Source organism: Leucobacter sp. M11 (assembly GCF_035726885.1).
Classification (GTDB): Bacteria; Actinomycetota; Actinomycetes; order Actinomycetales; family Microbacteriaceae; genus JAPFRB01.
In genome coordinates, this window is record NZ_JAPFRB010000002.1 from 741459 (window position 1) to 752229 (window position 10771).

Sequence of the window (10771 nt, forward strand, 5' to 3'; positions counted from 1 at the left end):
TGGGGCCGGCTGACGCCGGAGGACGGGGGCCTCTGAGGTATCGATCATGTGTCGATTTCATCTCGGTTGGCCCGGCCGTGGGCGGGTGAACCCGCCTCTGTGGAGAGATACCCGTCACGCTCAGCGGTGCGGAGCCCAGAGCTGACCCGGTTCCGGGACTCCCTGATTTTCCGGGGCCACCGCGGCATCGGGCGTCCCGGCGCAGCCGGAACGCCGACGGGCTCGCCGCCGCCCAGGATCTCGCCTGGCGTGATTTTTCCGGGATGCCCCGAAGCCCGCCCGTCCCGCGGCGGGATCCGCCGGCGATCTCTGTCCCGTACGCTGGTTTCCATGACTTCTCTGTGGACTCGAACCAGCACCATCATTGCCCTGACCGCGGCCGCGGCCCTCGGCCTCACCGCCTGCTCCGGCGGCACCGCCCCCGTCGGCTCCTCGACCGAGGAGCAGGCCCCCGCCTCGCAGGAGCCGCTCACGATCGACACCTTCGCCGACCGCATGAGCAAGGCCCAGACCGAGGCCGGTTCCGTGCACACCGAGATGAGCACCGAATTCCAGGGCCAGTCCCAGGTGATGACCGGCGACATGACCATCACGGAGAAGCCGTCCGACATGAAGATGTCCGTCACCATGGAGCTGCCCGGCGGCATGACGATGGAGATGCGCATGCTGGACGCCAAGCTCTTCATGAACATGGGCGAGATGAGCCAGAACAAGTTCGTCGAGACCCCGCTCAGCGGCCCCGAAGCGGAGCAGTTCCTCGGGCAGCTCGACCAGCTCAACCCGCAGCAGCAGCAGCAGGCGCTCGCCGACGCGGTCACGGACTTCAGCGCCGCCGAGAAAACCGAGAAGATCGACGGCGTCGAGACCCGCGCGTACACCCTGACGCTGGACACGAAGGAGATGCTGAAGGGGCAGGCTGACGTGCTCGCGGCTGCCGGTTCGGACATGCCCGAGACGCTGGAGTACGTCATGCACGTCGGCTCGGACGACCTGCCCCGCCGGGTCGTCATGACCGTCGCTGGCGTCGTTGTCGAGACGAACTTCAGCGCCTGGGGCAAGCCCGTCTCGATCGAGGCCCCCGCGGCCGACCAGCTGATCGACGAGAAGGCCTTGGGGATGTAAGTCGCCCCACCCCGCTTCGACAACGGCCCCGGTCTCCTGAGACCGGGGCCGTTGTCGTGCAGTACGGCCGCGTTCACCCGGATGTCACTTGCCAGAAGCGAGTTATATATTCTACGCTGTGGGGACCGCACGAACGTCCCACGCGAGTACAACGGATAATGGAGTCCACATGAGCGATCACGGTGTCATCGAGAGCCACCCGACCGAAGGCGAGACTTTCCCGCCGAACCCCGAGTTTGTCGCCCAAGCGAACGTGAGCGACCCGGCTGTCTACTGGAAGGCCGCGGAAAACCCGGAGGCGTTCTGGGCCGAACAGGCCCGCGAGCTGCACTGGACGAAGCCCTTCACGCAGGACCTGGACTGGTCCAACCCGCCCTTCGCGACCTGGTTCGCCGACGGCGAGCTGAACGTGAGCTACAACTGCCTGGACCGGCACGTCATCGCCGGAAACGGCGACCGCGTCGCCATCCACTTCGAGGGTGAGCCCGGCGACCGCACCAGCTACACCTACGCGGAGCTGCTGCACGAGGTCAAGCGGGCCGCGAACCTGCTGACGAGCCTCGGCGTGACCCGCGGCGATCGCGTCGCCATCTACATGCCCATGATTCCCGAGACGGCGATCGCGATGCTCGCCACCGCCCGCCTCGGCGCCACCCACTCCGTCGTCTTCGGCGGGTTCAGCGCGGAGAGCCTGCGCTCCCGGATCGACGACGCCGAGGCGAAGCTGGTCATCACCGCCGACGGCGGCTGGCGCAAGGGGCGGGTCTCCTCGCTCAAGCCCACGGTGGACGCCGCCCTGGAACTGCACCCGGGCGAGGCACACAGCGTCGAGCACGTCCTCGTCGTGCGCCGCACCGAGAACGAGATCGCCTTCCACGAGGGCCGCGACCTGTGGTGGCACGAGGAGATCGTCCGGATGGACGCGGAGCACACCGCCGAGGGCTTCCCCGCGGAGAACCCGCTGTTCATCCTCTACACCTCGGGCACCACCGGGAAGCCCAAGGGCATCCTGCACACCTCGGGCGGCTACCTGACCCAGGTCAGCTACACGCACAAGAACCTCTTCGACCTCAAGCCCGAGAGCGACGTCTACTGGTGCACCGCCGACGTCGGCTGGATCACCGGGCACAGCTACGTTGTGTACGGCCCGCTCGCCAACGGCGCGACCCAGGTCATGTACGAGGGCACCCCGGACACCCCGGACTGGGGCCGATGGTGGGAGATCATCGAGCGCTACGGCGTGACGATTTTCTACACGGCCCCCACCGCGATCCGCGCCTGCATGAAGGTCGGCCGCCAGGAGGTCGAGAAGTACGACCTGTCGAGCCTGCGCCTGCTCGGCTCGGTCGGCGAGCCCATCAACCCGGAGGCGTGGATCTGGTACCGCGACGTTGTCGGCTCCGGCCGCTGCCCCATCGTGGACACCTGGTGGCAAACCGAGACCGGGGCGATCATGATCTCCGCCCTGCCCGGTCTGACCCGGCTGAAGCCCGGCAGCGCCCAGGTGCCCGTGCCCGGGATCACCGTGAGCGTCGTCGACGACCAGGGCAACCGGGTGGACCGCACCCAGGGCGGCCTGCTCACGATCCAGCGCCCCTGGCCCAGCATGGCGCGCACGATCTGGGGCGACCCCGAGCGCTTCGTCGACACCTACTGGTCGACGCACGGGGTCAACTCTTACTTCGCGGGCGACGGCGCCCGGGTCGACGACGACGGCGACCTCTGGCTGCTTGGCCGCGTGGACGATGTCATGAACATCTCCGGGCACCGCCTGAGCACCGCCGAGATCGAGTCCGCGCTCGTGGACCACACCTCCGTAGCCGAGGCTGCGGTGGTCGGCGCGCACGACGACACCACCGGTCAGGCGGTGGTCGCCTTCGTGATCCTCAAGTCGCAGCAGACCGAGGTCACCCCCGAGAGCGCCGAGGACGTCCTCAAAAAGCACGTCGCCGGGCACATCGGCGCGATCGCCCGGCCCCGCCAGATCTTCGTCGTCCCGGAGCTGCCCAAGACCCGCTCCGGCAAGATCATGCGCCGCCTCCTCAAGGACGCCGCCGAGGGGCGCGAGATCGGCGACGTGACCACGCTCGCCGACACCGTCGTCATGTCGACGATCTCGGAGCGGGTGCGGGCCGAGCTGAGCAGCAAGGCGTAGTCACCCGATAACGACATCGCCGCCTCCGCGGGGAAGCTTGGATCATTTCCCCACGAAGGCGGCGATGTGCCGTTTCCGCACCGCCGTCCTGCTACCGTCAGCAACCATGAGCACACGACCGAAACGCCGCTGGCTGCGCTGGAGCATCCTCGGCCTCACCCTGACCCTCGTTCTCGCCGCGGTGGGGTTCTTCTCCCTCGCCCCGGGCATCGTCGAACGGAGCATGAACGAGGTGACCCCGGGCGCCCCATCGCCGGTCAGCGCCGAGGCACAGCGGCTCCACGACACGCTCGAGGTCGCCGACCTGCACAGCGACACCCTGATGTGGGATCGCTCGCTGAACACCAGGTCCGATCGCGGCCACGTCGACCTCCCCCGGCTCCAGGACGGCAACGTTGCGCTGCAGGTGTTCTCCTCGGTGTCGAAGTCGCCGAAGGGCCAGAACTACGAGTCCAACACGGACGAGAGCGACAACATCACGCTGCTGACCATCGCGCAGCTGCAGCCCCCGGCCACCTGGTTCTCGCTCCTGGAGCGTTCCCGCTACCACGCGCACAAGCTGCGCCAGGATGCCGATGACTCGCGGGGGGCCCTGCGCGCGATCGCGACCCGGGACGACCTCGAGTCCCTGCTCGCGGACCGCGCGGCGGGCGACCCCGTCGTCGGCGGCCTCTTCTCGGTCGAGGGCCTGCAAAACCTCGAGGGCGACCTCGAAAACCTCGACGTGCTGTTCGCGGACGGGATGCGGATGGCTGGCTTCACCCACTTCTTCGACAACGACCTCGCCGGCTCCATGCACGGGGTGGAACAGGGCGGGCTCACGCCGCTCGGCCGCCAGGCGATGGCGCGAATGGAGAAGCTCGGCATCGTAATCGACCTCGCCCACGCGAGCCACCCGGCCGTCGCGGACATCCTCACGAACGCGACCCGGCCGGTCGTGTCGAGCCACGGCGGGGTGCAGGCGACCTGCGATGTGAACCGGAACCTCACCGACGAGGAGATCCGGGGCGTCGCCGCAACCGGTGGCGTCGTCGGCATCGGCTACTGGGACGCCGCGGTGTGCGAGCTCACCCCGGAGGCCGTGGTCGACGCGATCGAGCACGTCGTCACGGTCGGGGGAATCGAGACGGCCGCGCTCGGCAGCGACTACGACGGGTCGACCGAGGTGGCCTGGGACACGAGCGAGCTCGCGATCATCACGCAGGAGCTCCTCGACCGCGGACACAGCGAAGACGACATCCGGGCGATCATGGGCGGCAACACCCTGCGCGTGCTCGCCGAGGTGCTCCCCGCCAGCTAGCTGCGGACGCAGGGGCCCTCCCCCTGACACAGCGTCACCCACAAAAACGCCGCTCGCGCGGGAGATCCTTCCGGATTTCCCGCGCGAGCGGCGTTTTGGCGGCGGCTTAGGCCTCGTCGGAGACGGCGAAGGTGAACTCCACCTCGACCGGGGCGTCGAGCGGCAGCACGGACACGCCGACGGCGGAGCGCGCGTGGATCCCGTCGTCGCCGAAGACCTGGCCGAGGAACACGGAGGCGCCGTTGGCGACCCCGGGCTGGCCGGTGAAGTCGGGGGCCGAGGCGACGAACGCCGTGACCTTCACGACCTGGGTGATGCGGTCGAGCGAGCCCAGGATGCCGCGGGCGGCCGCGAGGCCGTTGAGCGCGCAGATCCGGGCTTGCTCCTCAGCAACGGCGGGGTCAACCAGGCCCTCGCCCGTGCCGACCTTGCCGGTCACGCCGAGCTTGCCGCCGACCATGGGCAGCTGACCCGAGGTCGTGACCAGGTCGCCGTTGCGCACGGCGGGGACGTAGGCCGCGACGGGGGCCGCGATCTCGGGAATCTCATAACCGAGCGCGCGGACGCGATCCTCAATGACAGACATTTATACAACAGCCTTTCTCTTCAGGTAAGCGACGTTCCCGCCGGCGGGGCCCTCAATGATCTGGACCAGCTCCCAGCCCTGGGCGCCCCAGTTGTTCAGGATCTGCGCCTCGCTGTGGAGAAGCAGGGGGGTGACGAAATACTCCCAGACCGGCTGGGTTTCCGACTGCTCAGACATATGGTCCGTTCCTCTTTTCTCGGCAAAGATCAGGCGAATTCGCGAAGCGAAGTTTATTTCCAGCAATGCCGCCTATCCTTGATTCTATGACTGCACAGCCACCAATGAACGGGCGCGCCCAAAAGCAGGGGAACCACTTCGTGAAGAAGCGTACGTTCCAGGGCGCCCTGGGCGGGATCCTCGGCGCCATCGGCATGAGCGTAATCGCCGGTATTTTGCTGACCGCCGCCGTGACCCCGGTGGTCGCGCTGAGCGGCTCGGCCGCCCGGACAGCGATCAGCGTCTTCGACCAGCTCCCGGACAACCTGAACCCCGGCGAGCTCGCCGAGCCCTCCACGCTGTACGCGACCGGCGCGGACGGCAAACCGGCGAAGTTTGCCCAGTTCTACATGCAGGACCGCGTCCCGGTCGCCTGGGACGAGATCAGCCAGTACGCGAAGGACGCCCTCGTCGGCACCGAGGACCCCCGCTTCTACACCCACACCGGCGTGGACATGATCTCGATGAGCCGTGCACTGATGCAGCAGGCCTTCGGCACCGGTGAGTCCGGTGCCTCCACGATCACGATGCAGTACGTGCGAAACGTGCGCATCCAGGAGGCGGAGGCCATCATGGACCCCGCCGAGCGCAAGGAAGCGTACAAAGAGGCCACGCGCCAGGACGCCGACCGTAAGCTTCAGGAGATGCGCTACGCCGTCAGTATCGAGAAGAAGTTCTCGAAGGACGAGATCATGCTCGGCTACATGAACATCGCCCTGTTCGGTCGCCAGATCTACGGCATCGAGTCCGCCGCGAACTACTACTACGGCGTCAAGGCGAAGGACCTCACCATCGCCCAGGCCGCGAGCCTGATGGGCATCGTGAAGAACCCGAGCAAGCTCGGCCTGGACATCGAAGAGAACATCCCCGCGAACCTGGAGCGGCGCAACCACCTCATCGACAACATGCTCAAGCACGGCAAGATCACCGAGGCCCAGCACGAGCAGGCGATCAACGAGCCCCTTGAGCCCAAGATCACCCCGAAGGTGCAGGGCTGCGAGGCGGCCGGCAACCTGGGCCACTTCTGCAACTACGTCATGCTGTACATCCAGAACGACCCGAGCTTCGGCAACACGCAGCAGGAGCGAATCTGGAACCTGCAGCGCGGCGGCTACGACATCATGACCACGATCGACCTGGACATGCAGAACGCGGGCGTCGAGGCCATGCAGAACAACGTGCCCGCGACGGTGCCCGACCTCGATGTCGGTGGCGCGAGCGTCTCGGTCGAGGTCGGCACGGGTAAGGTGCGCGGCATGGTGCAAAACCGCGCCTACAGCCAGGACGACAACAAGCTCTTTAACGACCCCGGGCTCACCGCGATCAACTACAACACCGAGTTCGACTACGGCGGCTCCTCGGGCTTCCAGGTCGGCTCGACGTACAAGGCCTTCACCCTCGCCGAGTGGATCCGCACGGGCCACTCCGTCCGGGACATCGTCAACGTGAACGGCCGGACGGTCATGCAGCAGGAGTTTAACGACCGGTGTAAGCCCGACGGTATTTACGATTACGGTCCCTTCGAGTTCAAGAATGACAACCTCGGCGTCCGCGGCAACCAGACCGTGCTGACCGCCACCGCGCAGTCCCTCAACGGTGGCTTCATGTCGATGGCCCAGAAGATGGATCTCTGCGACATCACCAAGCTCGCCACCGACATGGGCGTGAAGCGCGCCACCGGGGAACCGTTGCAGGGGAACCTGGCCTCGGTCTTCGCCGGAACCGACGAGATCGCGCCGATCACGATGGCCTCCGCCTACGCGGGCTTCGCGGGCGACGGCAAGGTCTGCTCCCCCGTGCCGATCGAGTCGATCACGGACGGCGACGGCGAGAAGGTGAGCTTCACGGGCAGCTCCTGTTCCCAGGCCATCGAGCCGCGCGTCGCCGCGGGCGTCGCCTACGCGCTGGAGTACACCACCGGGAGCGCCGGGCTCGCCGGTCACGCGCAGAGCGCCTACGGCGTGCCGCACCTGGCCAAGACGGGTACCACGGACAACGTGGTCGACAACTGGACCGTCGGCGCGAGCACGAAGGTCGCGACCGCGACCTGGGTCGGCAACGTGACCGGGAAGGTCTCGACGCAGTACGTCGGCAACCTGATGGCCGCCGGGAAGACCATCTGGCCCGCCATGATGAACGTCGCGGACGCGAAGTACGGCGGGGAGGCCTTCCCGCAGCCCGACCAGGCTTCGATGCAGGTGAAGACCACTCCCGTCCCGGACACCGCGGGGAAGTCGCCCGAGGACGCCCGAGCGCTGCTGCAGAGCGCCGGATTCACCGTCTCCATCGGCGGCGAGACCGATTCCGCGCAGAAGAAGGGCACCGTGGCGCGGACAAACCCCGGGGCCGGCTCGAACGCGCAGTCGGGTTCCGACATCACCGTCGAGATCAGCAACGGTGAGTTGACGAAGATCCCGGACGGCCTCACCGGCAAGAACTATCGGGATGCTCGCGAGGACCTGGCCAGCGCAGGCTTTACCAAGGTCAATGCCACCTGCGCGGGCGACGGCAAGCTCCCGGGCGACCACGACAAGCTGAACGTCGAGTCTGTCTCGCCCGGCTCGGGCGACGACGCCAAGCGCGACAACCAGGTCACGCTCAGTCTGAAGTGCAAGTGACCCGGCGACGCGCCGGTTCGCGGGTCGCGGCCACCCTCGGGGTGGCCGCGGCCGCCGCGGTTGCCTGGGGCACCCTGATCGAGCGGAACCTGTTCACGGTGCGCCGGCACACCCTGCCCGTGCTCCCCGCGGGCGCCGCGCCGATCCGCGTGCTCCAACTCTCCGATCTGCACCTCGCCCCGTGGCAGCGCCGCAAAACCGAGTGGGTTCGCTCCCTCGCCGGGCTGAACCCCGACCTCTTGGTCACGACCGGCGACCTGATGGGGCACACCGAGGCGCTGCCGACGCTTCGCCAGGCCCTCGCCCCCTTCGCGGGCGTCCCCGGCGTCTTCGTACACGGCTCGAACGACTACTACGGCCCGCTGCTCAAGAATCCCCTGAAGTACCTGCGGGAGCCGAGCCGGAAGGCGACGCGCGCCCAGGACATCGACAACGCCGCGGTCACCGCCCTGCTTCGGGACGAGATCGGCCTCGCCGATCTCAACAACGACGCCGCGGCGCTCACGATCCGGGGCACCCGCCTGGAGCTCGCTGGGCTGAACGACCCGCACATCGGCTACGAGCGCCCCGACGAGATGCGCGCGGCCCTCGCCGCGCTCCGCGCCGAGGGTCCCGAATCTGACGTCGCGACCCCCGTGCGGATCGGGGTCGTGCACGCCCCCTACCAGGCCGCGCTCGGCGCGCTCCTGAGCGAGGGCGCGGATCTCCTGCTCGCGGGGCACACCCACGGCGGCCAGGTCCAGCTGCCCGGCATCGGCGCGCTCACGACGAACTGCGACCTCCCGAACGATCAGGCGAGCGGTCTGAGTGTCTGGTACGACGCGCACCGCGCCGCGTTCCTCAACGTGAGCGCGGGCCTCGGCACCTCGATCTACGCCCCCGTGCGGTTCGCGTGCCGCCCTGAGGCCTCGCTCATCGTGCTGGAACCCGCCGCGGACTGACGCTCCGCGAGAGCGGACGACCGGAGCACCGGAGCACCGGAGCACCGGCACGGACCCTATACTGACGAAATGACCGTTTTCGCGCTCCTGCCGCTGCTCCTCTGGGGAGTGCTCCTGCTCGCCGGGGTCTTCCTCTTCGTCCTCGTGGTCAGGATTCTCCTGCTCGGGATCCGGGTGCTGGAGCGCTCGCTCGACGCACCCCGCTCCCGCGAGTAGCCCGCGCCACCGCCCCCAGCCACCCCGCCGCGCACCCCGGCCGCCCCCGTCTGCTCAGCCGGGTCCGTGCGGGGACAGCACGAGCCCGGCATCGAAGAGCCGGTCGGGGTCCACGCGGTCCGCGACCGCCCGGAGCCGCGTCCCCGTCGCCCCGGGCCAGGCCCGCTCGGCCGCCGCCGAGCCCGTCTCCGTCGCGTAGGCCCCGTAGCTCCCGGACCCGAGCGCGCGCACGGGGGCGAAGCCCTCGTCCGCATCCCGAGCCCCATCGGGGTGCGCCCAGGTGGCCACCAGCGCCTCCTGGTGCCGCCCCGCCCAGGCCGTGGCCGCGGAGGGAACGTCGGCGACCGCGCCTCCCAGGGCGCGGAGCTCGGCGAGCATCGTGCTCCGGTGCCCGAGCGTCTGCTCAAGCGCCGCCCCCAGCGTCGCGTCCGCCCGGTTCACGAGCGCGGAGCGCATCTCGATTGGGGACCGCGTTGCCGTCCGCCCCGGGTCGGGCACGAGCCGCGGATAGGGCACAACGACGGCCTGCTGTCCCAGCACCGGGGCCAGACCCAGGGCCGCTTCCAGCGTCGCGCGGGCCTGCTCGATGCGATCGTTTGCCCAGACGTTCCGCGCCTGCGCCACCGTGCGCCCGTCGCCTCTGGCCTGGAGCATCAGGAAGCTCTCCGCCTCCCGCGGGGCCTCGCGCATCCAGTCCCCCCAAGCCTCGACGAAGCCGGGCAGGTCGGTCAGCAGGTACTGCACCTCCTGGTGGATGACCGAGGCATCCCCGGCGCTCGATCCGAGCCGAGGCGCGTCGAGCACCGCCTCTAGCACGATTCCCGCCTGCGTGGCCCCGCCGCGGAGGGCCCAGAACCGCTCCGCATCCCGCTCCGCGTCCACCCAACGCACATTCCCGCGGCCGTCCAGGACGCGGAGCCGCTGCACGTGGTCCAGGCTGAGTCCCTGCGCTCGGGCGAAGAAGCCGACCCCGCCCGCGGTGATGAGGCCGCCCACGCCCGTCCCCCCGATATTTCCGCTCGAGAGGGCCCGGTCCTGCGGTCCGAGCGCCGCAGCGACCCGCCCCCACGTGGCCCCCGCCTGGGCGGTGAACCGCCCGGTGCCGTCCCCCGCGACCCGGACCTGAGCGAGGCCGGAGAGGTCGAGCACGATCCCGCCGTCGTTCGTCCCCGAGCCGGAGAGCCCGTGCCCGCCCGAGCGAACGCTGAACGGGACCCGCCCCGGGGACAGCTCCCCGGCCCGCTCCCGGACCGCCGCCGCGTAGCGGACCGCCGCCGCGGCCTCAGGCTCGGTTCCGGCCGCGAGAATGAGCGCGGGGGCTCCGCGACGCAGATAGGTGCCGCTCCGGGGCCCGTATCCGGCCTCGTTCGGCCGCGTCGCGATGGCCCGCAGGGCCGCGGGGAGCTCGGGCCAGCCCCGGCCCGGGCTCCCCGCGAACGGTGCCGCCCCGGAACCGGCTGCGCCGGGCAGGTCGTTCTGGCGGGGGGTCATGCCCGGCCCGTCGCACGTCGGGAGCCGGGCCCGGGGCTTCCCGGTCCCGCGTCCCGCAACTCGGCAAGCAGCGCGGCTGCCTGCTCCGGGCGGCGCAGGACGAACTCCGCCGAGGGGCGATCCCCC

General features: G+C 69.4%; 9 protein-coding genes. 6 read left to right on the top strand and 3 right to left on the bottom strand.

From position 1 onward, the window contains the following. The first annotated feature begins 330 nt into the window (after positions 1 to 330). From OOT08_RS07965 to OOT08_RS07975, 3 genes are all read left to right on the top strand, one after another. Positions 331 to 1122, top strand: a complete 792-nt coding sequence (locus tag OOT08_RS07965) for a hypothetical protein (protein WP_325092068.1) — start codon at positions 331 to 333, stop codon at positions 1120 to 1122. Positions 1123 to 1291: 169 nt separating this feature from the next. After that, entirely contained in the window at positions 1292 to 3277 is a 1986-nt protein-coding gene (gene acs / locus OOT08_RS07970; RefSeq protein ID WP_325092069.1) for an acetate--CoA ligase, read from the top strand. Positions 3278 to 3383: 106 nt separating this feature from the next. Next, on the top strand, positions 3384 to 4577 hold the full coding sequence (locus OOT08_RS07975) for a dipeptidase (RefSeq protein WP_325092070.1): 1194 nt from the start codon (positions 3384 to 3386) through the stop codon (positions 4575 to 4577). Positions 4578 to 4683: 106 nt separating this feature from the next. On the opposite strand, the gene OOT08_RS07980 is transcribed toward OOT08_RS07975, so the two are convergent. Beyond that, positions 4684 to 5163, bottom strand: a complete 480-nt coding sequence (locus tag OOT08_RS07980; protein WP_325092071.1) for a RidA family protein — start codon at positions 5161 to 5163, stop codon at positions 4684 to 4686. Beyond that, complete coding sequence (locus OOT08_RS07985; RefSeq protein WP_325092072.1) at positions 5164 to 5406, bottom strand: DUF4177 domain-containing protein; 243 nt, start codon at positions 5404 to 5406, stop codon at positions 5164 to 5166. It lies immediately after the preceding gene. Positions 5407 to 5426: 20 nt separating this feature from the next. Here OOT08_RS07985 and OOT08_RS07990 point away from each other — a divergent pair, with 20 nt between their 5' ends. The 3 genes from OOT08_RS07990 to OOT08_RS08000 all read left to right on the top strand — a co-directional run bounded on the left by OOT08_RS07990 (position 5427) and on the right by OOT08_RS08000 (position 9154). Further along, positions 5427 to 7997 (top strand): transglycosylase domain-containing protein, encoded by a 2571-nt coding sequence (locus tag OOT08_RS07990; RefSeq protein WP_325092073.1) that lies wholly within the window; start codon positions 5427 to 5429, stop codon positions 7995 to 7997. After that, positions 7988 to 8938: a metallophosphoesterase gene (locus tag OOT08_RS07995; RefSeq protein WP_442916195.1), complete on the top strand. Its 951-nt coding sequence runs from the start codon at positions 7988 to 7990 to the stop codon at positions 8936 to 8938. The genes OOT08_RS07990 and OOT08_RS07995 overlap by 10 nt, the downstream gene beginning before the upstream one ends. A gap of 69 nt (positions 8939 to 9007) precedes the next feature. Then, positions 9008 to 9154, top strand: coding sequence for a hypothetical protein (locus tag OOT08_RS08000; RefSeq protein ID WP_325092075.1), 147 nt, complete (start codon positions 9008 to 9010; stop codon positions 9152 to 9154). 54 nt (positions 9155 to 9208) lie between these two features. Here the strand turns inward: OOT08_RS08000 and OOT08_RS08005 are convergent, their stop codons facing one another. Then, positions 9209 to 10645, bottom strand: a complete 1437-nt coding sequence (locus OOT08_RS08005; RefSeq protein WP_325092076.1) for an FAD-binding protein — start codon at positions 10643 to 10645, stop codon at positions 9209 to 9211. Positions 10646 to 10771: the final 126 nt, after the last annotated feature.

What these genes read in the sequence shown, in the direction of transcription:
- OOT08_RS07965 (WP_325092068.1), top strand. Translation starts at nt 331, where the DNA reads ATGACTTCTCTGTGGACTCGAACCAGCACCATCATTGCCCTGACCGCG.
- acs (WP_325092069.1), top strand. Translation starts at nt 1,292, where the DNA reads ATGAGCGATCACGGTGTCATCGAGAGCCACCCGACCGAAGGCGAGACT.
- OOT08_RS07975 (WP_325092070.1), top strand. Translation starts at nt 3,384, where the DNA reads ATGAGCACACGACCGAAACGCCGCTGGCTGCGCTGGAGCATCCTCGGC.
- OOT08_RS07980 (WP_325092071.1), bottom strand. Translation starts at nt 5,163, where the DNA reads ATGTCTGTCATTGAGGATCGCGTCCGCGCGCTCGGTTATGAGATTCCC.
- OOT08_RS07990 (WP_325092073.1), top strand. Translation starts at nt 5,427, where the DNA reads ATGACTGCACAGCCACCAATGAACGGGCGCGCCCAAAAGCAGGGGAAC.
- OOT08_RS08000 (WP_325092075.1), top strand. Translation starts at nt 9,008, where the DNA reads ATGACCGTTTTCGCGCTCCTGCCGCTGCTCCTCTGGGGAGTGCTCCTG.
- OOT08_RS08005 (WP_325092076.1), bottom strand. Translation starts at nt 10,645, where the DNA reads ATGACCCCCCGCCAGAACGACCTGCCCGGCGCAGCCGGTTCCGGGGCG.